10 protein-coding genes and 1 tRNA gene are annotated in these 16,027 nt (G+C 68.3%); 7 read left to right on the forward strand and 4 right to left on the reverse strand.

Features of this window, described 5'->3' with window-relative positions:
* The first annotated feature begins 31 nt into the window (after window positions 1–31).
* Window positions 32–1,078, forward strand: coding sequence for a type II toxin-antitoxin system antitoxin DNA ADP-ribosyl glycohydrolase DarG (darG, locus tag MXD59_RS01005; protein ID WP_248823041.1), 1,047 nt, complete (start codon window positions 32–34; stop codon window positions 1,076–1,078).
* 539 nt (window positions 1,079–1,617) lie between these two features.
* Here the strand turns inward: darG and MXD59_RS01010 are convergent.
* The 3 genes from MXD59_RS01010 to MXD59_RS01020 form a co-directional block, all read right to left on the reverse strand.
* Window positions 1,618–1,691, reverse strand: a tRNA-Gly gene (locus MXD59_RS01010).
* A 32-nt stretch (window positions 1,692–1,723) separates the two neighbouring features.
* Window positions 1,724–4,141, reverse strand: coding sequence for a glycoside hydrolase family 65 protein (locus MXD59_RS01015; RefSeq protein ID WP_248823042.1), 2,418 nt, complete (start codon window positions 4,139–4,141; stop codon window positions 1,724–1,726).
* The gene (locus MXD59_RS01020) at window positions 4,138–4,908 is read right to left on the reverse strand and encodes an HAD family hydrolase (RefSeq protein ID WP_248823227.1); all 771 of its coding nucleotides are present in this window, start codon (window positions 4,906–4,908) and stop codon (window positions 4,138–4,140) included. Before MXD59_RS01020 ends, MXD59_RS01015 begins: the two co-directional genes overlap by 4 nt.
* Window positions 4,909–5,145: 237 nt before the next feature.
* Here MXD59_RS01020 and dcd point away from each other — a divergent pair, with 237 nt between their 5' ends.
* Window positions 5,146–5,733 carry a dCTP deaminase gene (dcd, locus tag MXD59_RS01025; protein WP_163549903.1) on the forward strand — a complete coding sequence of 196 codons (588 nt, stop codon included), beginning with the start codon at window positions 5,146–5,148 and terminating at the stop codon, window positions 5,731–5,733.
* 199 nt (window positions 5,734–5,932) lie between these two features.
* Here the strand turns inward: dcd and MXD59_RS01030 are convergent, their stop codons facing one another.
* Window positions 5,933–8,155, reverse strand: coding sequence for a (Fe-S)-binding protein (locus MXD59_RS01030; RefSeq protein WP_248823043.1), 2,223 nt, complete (start codon window positions 8,153–8,155; stop codon window positions 5,933–5,935).
* 684 nt (window positions 8,156–8,839) lie between these two features.
* Between MXD59_RS01030 and MXD59_RS01035 the strand changes: the two genes are divergently transcribed.
* From MXD59_RS01035 to MXD59_RS01055, 5 genes are all read left to right on the forward strand, one after another.
* On the forward strand, window positions 8,840–10,123 hold the full coding sequence (locus tag MXD59_RS01035; protein ID WP_248823044.1) for an NERD domain-containing protein: 1,284 nt from the start codon (window positions 8,840–8,842) through the stop codon (window positions 10,121–10,123).
* 1,104 nt (window positions 10,124–11,227) lie between these two features.
* On the forward strand, window positions 11,228–13,066 hold the full coding sequence (gene dnaK, locus MXD59_RS01040; RefSeq protein ID WP_163548772.1) for a molecular chaperone DnaK: 1,839 nt from the start codon (window positions 11,228–11,230) through the stop codon (window positions 13,064–13,066).
* The gene (gene grpE, locus MXD59_RS01045) at window positions 13,063–13,824 is read left to right on the forward strand and encodes a nucleotide exchange factor GrpE (protein ID WP_248823045.1); all 762 of its coding nucleotides are present in this window, start codon (window positions 13,063–13,065) and stop codon (window positions 13,822–13,824) included. Before dnaK ends, grpE begins: the two co-directional genes overlap by 4 nt.
* A gap of 200 nt (window positions 13,825–14,024) precedes the next feature.
* A complete protein-coding gene (gene dnaJ, locus MXD59_RS01050; RefSeq protein WP_248811269.1) occupies window positions 14,025–15,212 on the forward strand; it encodes a molecular chaperone DnaJ in 1,188 nt (395 codons plus the stop codon).
* Window positions 15,209–15,769 carry a heat shock protein transcriptional repressor HspR gene (locus tag MXD59_RS01055; protein ID WP_248811268.1) on the forward strand — a complete coding sequence of 187 codons (561 nt, stop codon included), beginning with the start codon at window positions 15,209–15,211 and terminating at the stop codon, window positions 15,767–15,769. The genes dnaJ and MXD59_RS01055 overlap by 4 nt, the downstream gene beginning before the upstream one ends.
* Window positions 15,770–16,027: the final 258 nt, after the last annotated feature.

Raw genomic sequence — 16,027 nt, forward strand, 5'->3', positions numbered from 1 at the left:
TTATTAGGAATCTCAGGAAAGGAGGAAGGTGATGATTATCGAAGCATCGGGGAATCTCCTTGAAGCAGAAGCCGAAGCCCTGGTTAATACGGTTAACACCGTCGGAGTCGCAGGAAAAGGGATCGCGCTTCAATTTCGCCAGGCCTTTCCCGAGAATTTCAAGGAGTACCAGCGAGCGGCGCGGCATGGCGAGGTAACACCGGGACGGATGCTCGTTCACATAACCGAACAGCTACACCCTCGCTACATAATTAACTTCCCAACAAAGCGACATTGGCGGGAACGCAGCCGAACAGCCGATATTCGAGATGGACTGCAGGATCTCGTCAAGGTACTTGTCAAGTATAAAATTAAGAGCGTCGCCATCCCGCCTTTGGGCTGCGGTAATGGTGGTCTCGATTGGAACGACGTACGTCCACTCGTTGTTGCAGCGCTTAGCGAACTCGACGTGGAAATCAAGCTTTATTCGCCAGAAGGCGCTCCTTCCGCCGATGTCATGCCCGTCCACACCGATCGTCCGCGCATGACAGCGGGTCGCGCGATCATGATACTCATGATGCATCAATACCGCACAAGCGATGATTTTCGCCTAAGCGCGCTCGAAGTTCAAAAACTTGCCTATTTCATGCAAGAAGTCGGCGAAAAGCTGCTTCTAAGATACACGAAAGCTGCCTATGGCCCCTACGCCGAGAACCTCAATCATGTACTGCAGGCGATGGAGGGTCACTACACCCGCGGATATGGCGACCGAAGCCGGGAGCCTCGTATCCACTTGCTGCCGGGAGCAGAGCGAGAAGCCGAGTCGTTCCTGCAGGGCCGGGAAGAATCGCTAGACCACTTGGTGCAAGTCCGCCGTCTGGTTGATGGCTGGGAGACACCCTATGGTCTGGAGCTTCTCGCGACCACGCATTGGGCGCTCACCCGCGCTGAGAAGCAGATCAGCAGTCGTGAGAGTCTTCATAAATACGTTGCCTCCTGGACTCCCCGAAAAGCGATGCTATTCAAGGAAAATCAGATTGATCGCGCTGTCGACCATCTGGTTTCCACTGGCACAGTTAGCCATCGCAGTTGGATGTGAGTTGCATCCAGCATGGTTCCCAAAATCTGCATTTCAGCGATACCCGGGCCCTTTTCTCGGAGAGCAGCAACTCCCCCTAACACGAGGATTCTCCACTGACGATTACGCTCGTACGCAAATCACCAGGTACGAGCATGCCAAGAGTGAGAGCCACGATCAGCCAAAGATAGATCACTGATGATGATGTCGTCGGCCCCTCGTCAGCTATGATTCGGCAGTTCAGTACATATGCCACTCCGTACCGAGGATACCGAGCATCGTGACAGTGCCGATATCAGCCGTGGTGGCATGCACCCGGCTGGCGTCCGGCAACAGGGGTCAGAAAAACAGTTCAGCCGGCTACCATGGCTAGTTGGGGCTCGGCAATTACCAGTGAAGGAATGCTGCACCTGACTAGAATTCGATCGACGTATATGTAGCTGATCGCGTAGCTTACAGCGCTGCCATACACGGAGTGGCCCATGGATGGCTCGTAGCCCGATCGGGAGCAGCTACGAAGAGCCCCTGGCCGGAGTGAGCTCTGATCAGGGACGAAGAGATGGAGCGGGCGACGGGAATCGAACCCGCGTTGCAAGCTTGGGAAGCTCGTGTTCTGCCTCTGAACTACGCCCGCGTGGTGCAACCGCATCGTACCGGATGAGCGGCTCAGCCGTTGACGTCACCGCCTGGGCGGGACGCGGGAGTGGAGGAGGTCGACTGGGCGCCGGAGCCGGGTGGGCGCAGGTAGCTCAGCGGCTCGCGGCCGGCGGGCTGTTTCGGGCGTTCGAGCAGCGGCACCGGCGGGATCTCCAGGCTCTCCGGCTCGCCGGGCTGGACGCGGACCGTCCGGCCATGGTGCAGCAACGTCATCGCCGGCCCGGAGGACACCGTGTACGTGGCCTCCGCGGCGGTCACCTCGACCCGCAGCAGCCGGCCTCGCACCCCCAGACCGAACCTGAGCCGGGTGAGGCCCTCGGGCAGCCGTGGTGCGAACGCGATGACCTCGCCGGAGTCGCGCAGGCCACCGAATCCCTCCACCAGGGCGATCCAGCTACCGGCCAGGGAGGCGATGTGCAGGCCGTCGCGGGTGTTGTGTTCGATGTCGCGCAGGTCCATCAGGGCGGCCTCGCGCAGATAGTCGTGCGCGAGGGAGAGATGGCCGCATTCGGCGGCGAGCACGGCCTGGCAACACGCCGACAACGACGAGTCCCGGACGGTCAGCGCCTCGTAGTAGGCGAAGTTGCGGATCTTCTCGTCGTGTGTGAAGGCGTCGCCGCATCGCTGCATGGCGAGCACCAGATCCGCCTGCTTGACGACCTGGCGGCGGTAGAGGTCGAAATAGGGGAAGTGCAGCAGCAGCGGATACTGCTCGGCCTTGGTGTTCTCGAAGTCCCAGGCCTCGTGCTCGGTGAAACCCTCCGACTGTGGATGGACGCCCAGGTTCGCGTCGTAGGGGATGTACATGTCCTCGGCGGCGTCCCGCCAGGAGGCCGCCACCTCGGCGTTCACGCCGAGTTCGGCGGCCCGACCCGGATGGCGGCGGGCGGCGGCCGCGGCGGCCAGCAGGTTCCGTTTGGCCATCAGGTTGGTGTAGACGTTGTTGTCGGCGATCGCCGAGTACTCGTCCGGGCCGGTGACGCCGTCGATGCGGAATCGTCCGTCCAGGTCGTGGTGGCCCAGTGAGCGCCACAGCCGGGCCGTCTCGACGAGCAGTTCCAGGCCCTCGTCGCGTTCGAACCGGGTGTCCTCGGTGACGTTGACGTAGCGGGCGACGGCGTCGGCGATATCCGCGTTGACGTGGAAGGCGGCCGTGCCCGCCGGCCAGTATCCGGAACACTCCTCACCGTGGATGGTCCGCCAGGGAAACACCGCGCCCGCCAGATTGAACAGCTCGGCGCGTTCCCGGGCCAGGGGCAGCGTCGTGTGCCGCCAGCGCAGCGCGTCCCGGGCGGCGTCCGGCGCGGTGTAGGTCAGCACCGGCAGGACATACGACTCGGAATCCCAGAAGGCGTGCCCGTCGTAGCCGGGACCGGTCAGTCCCTTTGCCGGAATCGCCCGCCGCTCGGCCCGCGCCCCGGCCTGGAGCACGTGGAACAGCGCGAACCGGACCGCCTGCTGCACCTCCGGGTCCCCGTCGACCTCGACATCGGCGCGGGCCCAGAACGCGTCCAGGTATTCCTTCTGCTCCTGTACCAGCCCGGACCAGCCGGTCTGGCGGGCGGCGATCAGCGCGGCGGACGCCTGGTCGCGCAGCGCCGGCAGCGAACGCTGCTCCGACCATCCGTAGGCCAGCCACTTGACCATCCGCAGCTTCTGCCCTGGCTGCAGGACGACGGTCGCGGTCACCCGGCCGGCATCGGGCTCGCTTTCCGTGTAGACCCCGATCGAATCCGGTCCCTCGAAATGATGGTCCATCGCCGCGGCCACCCGGATCTCGCTGTTGCGGGTGATGTGCAGCGTCTCGACCTTGGTGGCGCCCGCATGGTGCAGTTCGGACACCAGCGGTGACTCCAGGGCCGCGGCCGCCCGCGGATCGCCCTTGAACACCGGCAGCTGCTCGTTGGCGACGAGCTCCGACTGGACGACCACCCGCGCCGCGTCACCGATCGCCTCGACCTCGTAGTAGAAGGCGGCGATCGAACGCTGGGAGAACGACACCAGCCGACCGGAACGTACCCGGACGGCCTGGCCTGCCGGGGAGACCCATTCGACCTCGCGGTGCAGCACCCCTTCCCGGAAGTCGATCCGGCGCTGATGGGAGCGCAGTTCCCCGTAGCGGACGTCGAACGGCTCGTCGTCGACCAGCAGACGGATCAGCTTGCCGTTGGTGACGTTGATGACGGTCTGCCCGGACTCCGGATAGCCGTAGCCGGCCTCGGCGTACGGCAACGGCCGTAGTTCGTGTACGGAGTTCAGATAGCTGCCGGGCAGTCCGTGCGGATCGCCCTCGTCCAGGTTGCCGCGCAGGCCGATATGGCCGTTCGACAGCGCGAACAGCGACTCCGACCGGCCGAGATCGTCGACGTCCAGCCCCGACTCCCGCAGCGTCCACGGCTCGACCACATAGCTGGCTTTTTCGATCATGCCTGGCCGTGCCCGGACCCGGCCGGCTCCCGCAGCTGCGCCAGGTCGCGCACGACGATGTCGGCGCCGTGGGCGCGCAGGGCCTCGCCGTGGCCGGCACCGACCCGGTCGACCCCCACCACGTAGCCGAACCGACCGGCCCGGCCGGCCTCCACCCCCGCCAACGCGTCCTCGAACACCGCCGTCTGCTCGGGGCGTACGCCCAGGCGGCGCGCCCCGGCGAGGAAGGTGTCCGGCGCCGGCTTGCCGGCGAGGTCCTCACGCGCCGCGACCACCCCGTCGACCACCTCGGCCACCAGGGCGTCCAGGCCTGTCACCCGCAGCACCTCGACGCAGTTCGCGCTCGAGGACACCACCGCCCGTGGCACGTCGGCGGCGGCGAGTTCGCGCAGGTAGTCGACCGAGCCCGGGTAGACGTCCACCCCGTCGGCGGTGATCCGCCGCTGCACCAGGATGTTCTTTCGGGTGGCCAGCGCGTGCACGGTGAGCGCGGACGGCGGATCGTCCACCGTCCCGTCCGGAATCCCGATATTGCGGGACGCGAGGAACGCACGGACACCGTCGACGCGTGGCCGACCGTCGACGTGCGCGGTGTAGTCGCTGCCGATGTCGAAGGGGACGAACGGGTCGCCACTTCGATGTGCCCAGTTCTCCAGGAATTCGTCGAACATCTCCTTCCACGCTGCCGCGTGGAGGGTGGCCGTGTTCGTCAGCACGCCATCGAGATCGAACAGACATGCCGTGACGTGATCGGGTAGCCCGAGCATGGTTCTCCCGCCTGTCTTCCGCATTCGTCGTCTGTCGCCCATCCATCGGCATATCGCCGACTGATCGCCGGCCGGAAACATCCCGTCCGGGCGGTCCGAGTCCTACCCGTGTCACGCTACGTACCAACACGCCGGGCGCCCCGATGCCACTCCCGAGTCGGTCACCACATCCGCTGGCCGGGCGGACGGCACAGCGGGCCGCTTCGTCCGGCCGACGGACGTGACATGCTCATACGCGTGCTGCTGTCCGACCGGGACATCCGGGCCGAGATCACCGCGGGCCGGGTTCGCCTCGACCCCCATGACCCCGCGCTGATCCAGCCGTCCAGCGTGGACCTGCGCCTGGACCGGTGGTTCCGCGTCTTCGCGAACCACCGTTACACCCACATCGACCCGTCGGTGGAACAGGACGACCTCACCGATCTACTCGAGCCGGACGGCGAGGATCCGTTCGTGCTGCACCCCGGCGAGTTCGTGCTCGGTTCCACGCTGGAGATCATCACGTTGCCGGACGATCTCGCCGGCCGGCTCGAGGGCAAGTCGAGCCTGGGCCGGCTCGGTCTGCTGACCCACTCCACCGCCGGCTTCATCGATCCCGGCTTCTCCGGGCATGTCACGCTGGAGCTCTCCAACGTCGCCACCCTGCCGATCAAGCTCTGGCCAGGGATGAAGATCGGCCAGCTGTGCCTGTTCCGGCTGTCCTCGCCCGCCGAGCACTCCTATGGCTCCGCCGTCTACGGCTCCCGCTACCAGGGCCAGCGCGGCCCCACCCCGTCCCGCGCCCACCGCGACTTCACCCGCTGGCCGGTCCGCGACTCCACCTGACCAGGCCACCAGCAGCACCGAAGCACCAGAAACGCCGAGACACCGGGCGCACCCGGAAACACCCGGAAACACCCGGAAACGACGAAGCCCCCTGCAACGACGACGGCCCTGCGACGACGACGGCCCCCGAGCGGCCAACCGGTGCGGCTGGCGGACTCGGGGGCCGGGTCGTGGTGTCAGACGGGCCGGCGCGGCTCGGTCAGGAGACCGGCTCCGCGGGAGCGGGCTCGGCCGGAGCCGCCGGTGCGGCCGGCTGCAGCGAGCGTGCCAGTAGCTGGGAGACGTCGAGCACCTCGACGCTCTCCTTCGCCTCCCCGGCGAGCTTCTTCTCGGTGACGGCGTCGGTCAGCATCACGATGCAGAAGGGGCAGGCGGTCGAGACGACGTCCGGGTCGAGGCCGAGCGCCTCTTCCATCCGGTCGACGTTGACCCGCTTGCCGATCTTCTCTTCCATCCACATCCGAGCGCCACCGGCGCCGCAGCAGAAACCGCGGTCCTTGCAGCGGTGCATTTCCTGGCCGCGGATACCGGGAATGGCCTCGAGGATCTCCCGGGGCGGCGTGTAGACCTTGTTGTGCCGACCGAGGAAGCACGGGTCGTGGTAGGTGACCGAGGACTCCACCGGCGTGATCGGCACCAGCTTGCGGTCCTCGACCAGTTTGCCGAGCAGCTGGGTGTGGTGCACGACCTCGTAGGTGCCGCCGAGGGAGGAGTACTCCCGGGCAAGGCTGTTGAAGCAGTGCGGGCAGGTCGCGACGATCTTCTTGACGCCCGTGGAGTTCAACAGCTCGATGTTCGCCTTGGCGATCTCCTGGTACAGGTACTCGTTGCCGAGACGGCGGGCCGGGTCACCGGTGCAGGATTCGTTGGTGCCGAGAATGGCGAACTCGACACCGGCGATGTGCAGCAGTTCGGCGAAGGAGCGGGCGACCTTCTTGGCCCGGTCCTCGATCGCACCGGCGCAGCCGACCCAGTAGAGGTACTCGACGTCCTCGGGGATCTGCTCGCCGTCGCCGATGATGCGGACCTCGAACGGCAGGCCCTCGGTCCACTCGGTCCGGGTGCGCGGCGAGACCCCCCACGGGTTGCCGTTGTTCTCCAGGTTGCGCAGCATCACCCCGGCCTCGGACGGGAACGCCGACTCGATCATCACCTGGTAGCGGCGCATGTCGACGATGTGGTCGACGTGCTCGATGTCCACCGGGCACTGCTCGACGCAGGCACCGCAGTTGGTGCAGGACCACAGCACGTCGGGGTCGATGACCCCGCCCTCCTCGGCGGTGCCGACGAGCGGACGGTCGACCTGGGGCTGGCCGGGCTGCGGGACGCGGCCGAAGCCGGACTCGGGCACACCGTGGTGGCCGTGGCCGGCATCCTCCTCGACCCCGGTGACCGCCTTCGGCGCCTCGTCACCCTCGCCCGCGCCGGCACCCTTGGTGGCCAGCAGGTACGGCGCCTTGGCGAACAGATGGTCGCGCAGGTCCATGATGAGCAGCTTCGGCGACAGCGGCTTGCCGGTGTTCCAGGCCGGGCACTGGCTCTGGCAACGGCCGCACTCGGTGCAGGTGGAGAAGTCGAGCATCGCCTTCCAGGAGAAGTCCTCGACCTTGCCGACACCGACGACCGGCTCGTCCTCCTCCATCAGCTTCTCGATGTCGGGGGTGCTGCCCAGCGGGCCGAGCGCGACCGGCTGGCGCTTGAGCACGACGTTGATCGGCGCCAGGCCGATGTGCAGGTGCTTCGAGTACACCACCAGGACCGAGAAGCCCATGATGACGGCGATGTTGAGCAGCAGGAACGCGGTCTCGATGTTCTCGTTCACCTCGTGCGACAGCCCGGAGAAGGCGCGGCTGACGGCGTAGGAGGCGAAGGCCCACTTGGTCTGGCCCTGCGGCAGGTTACCGGTGTTGTACTGGGCGCCACGGCAGATCAGCAGGGTCACGACGACCGCCGTGATCAGGCCGAGAATGACCCAGGCCGGCCCGGTGTGCGAGCCGTAGAACCGCGACTTGCGGTCGAGGCGGGCCGGCGCGTTCTTCCACCGGATGATCGTGAAGGCGATCAGTCCGCCCAGGACGGCGACGGCGAAGAAGTCCTCCAGGAAGCCGATGGCCGCCCAGTGCCCGAACAGCGGGATGTGGAAGTCGTCGTCGAACAGGCCGCCATAGGCCTCGATGACGGTCAGCAGCAGGATCGTGAAGCCCCAGAAGGTGAACAGGTGCGCGATACCCGGCACCGACCACTTCAGCAGCTTGCGCTGGCCGCCGACCTCACTGATCTCCGTCCAGATGCGGCCGGGTAGATCGTCCAGGCGGCCCGGTGCCGGCTGGCCCGACCGGATCAGCCGGAACAGCCAGAAAACCCGACGCCCGGCAACCGCGAGAGCGATCAGGGTGATCGCTCCACCGATCGCAAGTCTCACAGCATCCTCCATCTGGACCCACCACTTCGGGCGAGCCTACTCGTACTGGCCGGTAACATATGTGGCGAGTGAGTTGTGCCACCCGCCCCCCGAACCGTGGTCCGAGTGGCTTCTTTTGCTCCGGGTTGTGATCCCGGCCTGAGCCGACCCAGCAACACCGGAGGTGGCACTCCCGTCCACCCCCGACCCTGCCACGATGTGGTCCAAGCGGCCCGACATAGGGGGCTGGAAGGTCCGATCGCCCGCACCGATCGACCCGGCCTGCTACTTTCGGTGCCATAGTCCCAACCGGCACGCAACAGTCCACCCCCGTTTCGACTACCTGTCGTCACGGTCTGACAGAACGAGGCCCTGCGCTTGGTCGGACCCGGTTCGGGCCGCGGTGGGTGAGGCGGACCCATCCAGGCCACGTTCGCCTGCCGCGTGGGCGCCCCTCTCGGCCCACACGTGCGTCCGCCGATGATGTCAGTCCTTGTGTCACAGGGACGATCGACGCACCATAGGACTGGCCTCTCGCCCACGGTCACCGGGCGATCGGACCATGCGTGACACCTGAATCATCAAGGTGCTGGATCATCAGGCTGCACGGGGGTCCGCACCAGCGCTGCCGTGACGGCGTCCGGCGCACCGCGCGGACGAGCTCCCTACCCACGTTGACGATCCCTGCGAACCATGGTGGGCACGATGGCAACGATCACCCGGCCGACGATGACCCGAGTCGGCCGCCCCGGTCATTCCCTGCAGACCGAGTACCAGCGAGCCCGGGAGACCCAGGCCCTGGTCCGTCGGGACCGGCTGGCCCGGCAGCTACCACGCACGGCCGCCCGCGCCGCCGTCGTCGGGCTGATCCTGGCCCTGGTCATCGGGTTCGGGCTGGGGCAACCGGCGGTGGCGGTCGCCGTGTTCTTCCTGGTGCTCGTGGCCTGGCCGGCCGGCATCGTGGCCGCGTCCTTCGGCACCGCGCCCGACATCGAGCTGCTGCGCGAAGGCGCCGAGGCGGAGCGCAAGACAGCCCGGGCCATCGCCCGTCTGCGACGTAACGGATACCTCATTCTCCATGACCGGGCAGTGCCGTACTCGGACGCGACCATCGGCCACCTGCTCATCGGCCCCGGCGGCGTGATGGTGCTGGGCAGCGACAACAGCAAGGGCACGCTGCGTTACACCAAGGGCGGGGCGATCTGCGACGGCGAGTCGCTCAAGCCGGTCATCGACCGCATCGCCTGGCTCGGCGGCGAGGTCCGCAGCCAGATCCGTGGCGCCCTCCCCATGATCAAGATCCCGGTCAGCCCCGTCATGGTCATGGTCGAGGCGAACGTCCTGTGGAGTGACGGCGCGCTCGAGGGCGTCACGATCATCAGCATCAAGGACGTCGCCAACTTCATCCGCAAGAAGGCTGGCCGGCTCAACCCCGGCGAGGTGCGCCAGATCGTCAGCGCCGCGGAGCGCCTCTTCCCCGCGTACAGCGCCAACCGCCTCTCCCAGCACGTCACCGTCGACCGCGACCAGTGGGTGACCCTGATGGACACCCTGCACACCATCCGCGAACGGGACGGCGACGCCAGCGACCTGCTGGACCGTCTGGCCCAGCTCGAGGACGATCTGCGCCGCCAGGCCGACCCCACCCCCCGCCCCACGGCCGACGACCCCACCGGCCTGCTCGTACCCGGCGCCGACTCCCGCGGTGGCGTCCCGCTGGCCGTCCCGGGCCAGTCCACGGATGCCCGTGCGGACACCGCCATCGACGACGACCCCGCCGCCGGTGCGCCCGACTCCCCCGCCGACCCCAGCCCCAGCCCGATCACCTCGATCGGCCTGGCCGCCACCCCCGACCAGAACGCCCCCCGCCCACGACGCGGCCGCATCCTGGCCGCCGTGCGCCCCCCGCGGGACCCCGCCGAGCGCACCGGCGCCCCCGGCCACCGCGGCGACCCCCCCGCCGACCCGCCACCCCCCACGGACGCCTGACCATCCATCGTCGCCAGTCTTCGGCCGGCCAGTCTTCGGCCGGCCATCACTCGGCCGGCCATCACTCGGCCGGCCATCACTCGGCCGGCCATCACTCGGCCGGCCGCTGGTCGGCCGGTCATCACTCGGCCGGTCACTGGTCGGCCGGTCACTGGTCGGCCATGGGTTAGTCGCCGGCCAGCCGGTCGGGCGCTTGGCGTCCGTCAGGCACCTTCTCTCCGTTCAGGCTTCGGGCCGACCCTCAACGCTCGGTTTTCAGCGTTCGGAGGGTGCTCTCTTGATGCCGGAAAGTGGCTGTTGACCGATCCGCGACCGCGATGGCCGCCGCGGCGGCCGCCCTCATCGAGGATGCCGAGGGTTATTCGGAGATCGAGGCCCCGCCTCACCGAACAACCCTCGGCATGTGGCCTTACAACCCTCGGCATGAGGCGAGGCAAGTCGCGTGGCCGTCCGCACGCCGCCCGATCGTGACTACAAGCGTCCGACTAGTTGCCTATGGTCACGCCAGGCTGTCGGCGAGCGGGGTGTCGGCGCCGATGGGGGATATCACCACGTGACGTCAGCGTCGAGCTACCCCGGGCGATCGGCGACGCATCCGAACCGTCAGGTCGAGGTCGCACCCCATCCGCCGAGGCCCGGCAAGCAGGTCGGACGGGGACGGCGGACAGGACCGACAGGGATGGCGGACGGGACCGACAGGACCGACAGGACCGACAGGGATGGCGGATGGCGGATGGCGGGGACGGGGACGGCGGGCGGGGCTGGGTAGCTCTGGGAGCGAATGCCTCGGCCGGGCCCTGCGGGGCCCGGCGGGGGGCGACCGAGCCGAGGGACATGGACGGCCGGGGAACACCAGCGACAGCCGAAAAGTTGAGTTCGGTGGGCTCATTTTCAGCCGGGAGGACTAGGCGCCTGATCCTGAGTCGAGTACACTCAATCTATCGAGACCTCCTAACGTAGCTTTGTACGTCAGTCCCGACATCAGTAGCGCCGTATCTCCGGGTGACCCTCGGTGAGGGCGGTCATTCGAGAGGTCCCATCCCCACGAGGTCGGCTCGCGCGCACCGGTGGGCGTCGCCGACATGGATCGAGAGGCACACAGACATGGCACGAGCGGTCGGCATCGACCTCGGCACCACGAACTCCGTCGTGAGCGTGCTTGAGGGCGGTGAACCCACGGTGATCGCCAACGCTGAGGGCTCCCGCACGACCCCGTCGGTCGTGGCCTTCGCGAAGAACGGCGAGGTCCTGGTCGGCGAGGTCGCCAAGCGTCAGGCGGTCACCAACGTCGAGCGCACCATCCGGTCGGTGAAGCGCCACATGGGCTCCGACTGGAAGATGAAGGTCGACACGAAGGAGCTGACCCCGCAGGAGATCAGCGCCTTCATCCTGCAGAAGCTCAAGCGTGACGCCGAGTCCTACCTGGGCGAGCCGGTGGCGGACGCGGTCATCACCGTCCCCGCCTACTTCGACGACGCGCAGCGTCAGGCGACCACCGAGGCCGGCACGATCGCGGGTCTGAACGTCCTGCGGATCGTCAACGAGCCGACCGCCGCGGCGCTCGCCTACGGGCTGGACAAGGGCGAGAAGGAACAGACCATCCTGGTCTTCGACCTTGGTGGTGGCACGTTCGACGTGTCGCTGCTGGAGATCGGTGACGGTGTGGTCGAGGTGAAGTCGACCTCCGGTGACACGAAGCTCGGTGGTGACGACTGGGACCAGCGGATCACCGATCATCTGATCAAGACGTTCAACGGTCAGCACGGGGTCGATCTCGGCAAGGACAAGATGGCGTTGCAGCGGCTGCGTGAGGCCGCGGAGAAGGCCAAGATCGAGCTTTCGCAGTCCAGCCAGACGACGATCAACCTGCCGTACATCACCGCGTCGGCCGATGGTCCGCTGCATCTGGACACGGCGCTGAGCCGCGCCGAGTTCCAGCGGCTGACCGCGGATCTGATCGACCGTTGCCGGCACCCGTTCCAGCAGGCGGTCAAGGACGCGGGGATCAAGGTCAGCGACATCGACCACGTCGTGCTCGTCGGTGGTTCCACCCGGATGCCCGCCGTCGTCGATCTGGTTCGTGACCTGACCGGCGGCAAGGAGCCCAACAAGGGCGTCAACCCGGACGAGGTCGTCGCCGTCGGCGCCTCGCTGCAGGCCGGTGTACTCAAGGGCGAGGTCAAGGACGTTCTGCTCCTCGACGTCACCCCGCTGTCCCTCGGGATCGAGACGAAGGGGGGGATCATGACCAAGCTCATCGAGCGCAACACCACGATCCCCACCAAGCGTTCGGAGATCTTCACCACGGCGGAGGACAGCCAGCCGTCCGTGCAGATCCAGGTCTTCCAGGGCGAGCGCGAGATGGCCGCCTACAACAAGAAGCTCGGCATGTTCGAGCTGACCGGTCTGCCGCCGGCCCCGCGTGGTCTGCCGCAGATCGAGGTCACCTTCGACATCGACGCCAACGGCATCGTGCACGTGTCCGCCAAGGACCTCGGCACCGGCAAGGAGCAGTCGATGACGATCACCGGCGGCTCCGCCCTGCCGCGGGACGACATCGACCGGATGGTCCGGGACGCGGAGCAGTTCGCCGAGGAGGACCGTCAGCGTCGCGAGGAGGCCGACACCCGTAACAAGGCCGAGACGCTGGTCTACTCCACGGAGCGGTTCCTCGCGGAGAACGGCGACAAGCTCGACGCCACGCTGAAGGCGGATGTCGAGGAGAAGCTCGGTACCCTGCGCGGCGCCGTCGCGGGCACCGACTCGGCCGCCATCCGCACCGCCGCCGACGCGCTGGCCGCGGCCAGCCAGGCGATGGGCCAGGCCATGTACGAGCAGGCCGCTCAGGACGGCGCCGGCACCCCGGGCGCTGCCGGTGGGCCGGTGGACGACGACGTGCTGGACGCGGAGATCGTCGACGAGGACAAGGAGGGCGGGAAGTGACTTCCAGCCAGTCCGGCGACTGGTGGGGCTCCGGGCCGGACGAGGGCGACGAGCCTCGGGTGGTCGTCCGCGATCGGCGGCGGATCGACCCGGACAGTGGCGAGGTCCGCCCGGAGAGCGGCACGGTGACCGGCGGTGGTCCCGGTGGCAGTCCTGGCGATGAGGGTGGCGGGTCCCACTCGGCGGTCGACCCGGCGGATGCCGAGCTGATCGAGTCGCTGCGGCTCCAGGCGTCCGAGCGTACGGCCGATCTTCAGCGGCTCAAGGCCGAGTTCGACAACTACCGTCGTCGGGTCGAGCGGGACCGGCAGCAGATCGGCGAGCAGGCCACGGCCAAGGTGCTCACCAGCCTGCTGTCCACCCTCGACGACATCGGCCGCGCCCGCGACCACGGCGACCTCGAAGGCCCGTTCAAGGCCATCGCGGAGGCGCTGGAAACCGCGCTCGAAGCGGCCGGGCTCCAGCGGTTCGGCGTCGCGGGCGACGAGTTCGACCCGGCCGTGCATGAGGCGCTCATGCACTCCTACCGGTCTGATGTCAGCGGCCCCACCTGCGTCGATATCTTCCGCGCCGGTTATCTTCACGCGGGTCGGGTGCTGCGTCCGGCCCAGGTGTCCGTCGCGGAACCTTCCGGGGAACCGGCCGAGCCGGTGGCGCGAGCCAACGACGAGGTCACCGAACGGGCCGCACCGGTACCGGACGACACCGGCACGATTCCCGGCCCGGACAACGGCGGGCCTACCGTCAGCGCTGGCTGAGACCGGTGGGTGGGTGGTGGCCCGGGGAGCGTTCCCGGGCCACCACCGCGGCGTGCGAGCAGGGCAGGGCAGGGCACGGTGCGGCCGGCCGAGCAGCGCCCGACCCGGGCTACGGGTCGGGCGGGCAGGCGCCGACCCGGGCAACGGTCGGCTGGGGCGGGCGCCCGGCCGGGTGAGACGACCACGAAAGGAGGGGCGCCGTGAGTGTTCGCGACATGGTCGAGAAGGACTATTACGCCGCTCTCGGCGTTCCCAAGGACGCCACGGCGGCCGACATCAAGAAGGCGTACCGCAAGCTGGCTCGCGAGCTGCACCCCGACAAGAACCCGGGGGACGCCAAGGCGGAGGCCCGGTTCAAGGAGGTGTCCGAAGCCTATGACGTGCTTTCCGACGAGACACGTCGGCGCGAGTACGACGAGGCTCGGGCGCTGTTCGCGGCCGGCGGACGGCCCGGCTCGTTCGGCGGCGCCGGCGGCCGACCCGGTGGCGGCTTCGGCCCGGGCGGCGGTTTCGGTGCCCCGGGCGGCGGAGCGAACCTCAACTTCGAGGATCTGCTCGGTAACGGCGGTGGTGGCCTCGGTGGCTTCTTCGACATGTTCCAGCGCTCGTCGCCGGGGCGCGGTCCCCGCCGTGGCACGGACATCGAGGCCGAGCTCACGATCTCGTTCGAGAAGTCGCTGACCGGTCTCGAGGCCTCGGTTCGGCTCCCCGGCGCCGCCACCTGCACCACCTGTGAGGGCAGCGGCGCCCGGCCGGGAACCTCCCCGCGGACCTGTTCGACCTGCCGCGGGCTCGGCGTGGTCTCCCGCGCCCAGGGCGGTTTCGCGCTGTCCGAGCCCTGCCGTGACTGCCTCGGCAAGGGCACCATGATCGACCATCCCTGCCCGGACTGCCGGGGCACCGGTCGGCGGGAGCGTGAGCAGCGCATCCGCATCCCGCCGGGGGTCAGCGACGGGCAGCGGCTGCGGGTGCGCGGGCGTGGCACGCCCGGCGAGCGTGGCGGACCGGGCGGTGACCTCGAGGTCACCGTGCACGTGCTGCGGCACCCGATCTTCGACCGGGAGGGCAGTAACCTGATGGTCACGCTGCCGGTCACGATCACCGAGGCCACCCTGGGCGCGTCGGTGCGGGTACCGACCCTGGACGGCGCCCCGCTCACCGTGAAGGTTCCCGCCGGCACCTCCAGCGGACGGCGGCTGCGGGCCCGTGGCCGGGGTGTTCCCACCTCCGGTGGCGGTCATGGCGACCTGATCGTCACCCTTGAGGTGGTCGTGCCCAAGCCGTCGTCGCTGTCCGCCCGGGCCCGCACCGCGCTGCTCGAGTTCGCTCAGGCCCACCCCGAGGATCCACGGGCGGCGATGATGGAGCAGATGGAGGCTGGGGAATGACCGCACGTCCCAATCGCACATCCGACCCGCCCGGCGCGAGGTCCGTGCCGAAGGCGGCACCGACCTCGCACGCCACACCGAATCCGGCCCAGCTGCCGGTGGCAGAGGGGCGACCGGAGGGCTATTTCCCCACCGGTCCGCTGCCCGGGCTGGCGCATGACGAGGACGCACCCGTCTACGTGATCTCGATCGCCGCGCAGCTCGCCGGCATGCATCCGCAGACGCTGCGGTCCTACGACCGGCTCGGGCTCGTCACCCCGGGGCGCACGCCCGGGCGCGGACGACGGTACTCGGCCCGGGATGTCGCGCTGCTGCGTGAGGTGCAGCGGCTGTCCCAGGAGGAAGGCGTCAACCTCGAGGGCATTCGGCAGATCCTGCGGCTGGGTGCCCAGGTGATGGCGCTGCAGGCCCAGGTTCGCCAGCTCGCCGACGAACTGGCCCACGCCCGCGCGGACGCGGAACGCCGGGTGGCCGAGGCGCACGCGAGTCATCGACGTGATCTCGTCCCGATCGAGCGTGGGGCGGTGGTGATATGGCGGCCGCTGCCGCGGCGCTGACCACGTCCCATGGGGCTTCTCTCCCGCTGTCCGGCGGAGGAGAAGCCCTTCGCCGTCTCCGGCCCGAGTGGCGACCGCAACCGGTCCGCGCCCCCAGGCGGGGAGCCCAGGTTCCATATCAAGGTTGAGTGGGAACGACTCAGGTATAGTGAGCGTTGAACAGACCGACCTGCTTCTGTGACCTCCGCGATCCGCCACACCGGCAGACGCCGACGGTGAGCACCGAGGGTGAACCTCCATGGTGGTCGTCGTCGGTGC

Origin of the sequence: Frankia umida, assembly GCF_023242945.1 — a bacterium.
Classification (GTDB): Bacteria; Actinomycetota; Actinomycetes; order Frankiales; family Frankiaceae; genus Frankia; species Frankia umida.

Coding starts and splice junctions, on each gene's coding strand:
- MXD59_RS01015 (WP_248823042.1), bottom strand. CDS start 4,141: ATGATCGAAAAAGCCAGCTATGTGGTCGAGCCGTGGACGCTGCGGGAG.
- MXD59_RS01035 (WP_248823044.1), top strand. CDS start 8,840: ATGGCAACGATCACCCGGCCGACGATGACCCGAGTCGGCCGCCCCGGT.
- MXD59_RS01055 (WP_248811268.1), top strand. CDS start 15,209: ATGACCGCACGTCCCAATCGCACATCCGACCCGCCCGGCGCGAGGTCC.
- darG (WP_248823041.1), top strand. CDS start 32: ATGATTATCGAAGCATCGGGGAATCTCCTTGAAGCAGAAGCCGAAGCC.
- dnaK (WP_163548772.1), top strand. CDS start 11,228: ATGGCACGAGCGGTCGGCATCGACCTCGGCACCACGAACTCCGTCGTG.
- MXD59_RS01020 (WP_248823227.1), bottom strand. CDS start 4,908: ATGCTCGGGCTACCCGATCACGTCACGGCATGTCTGTTCGATCTCGAT.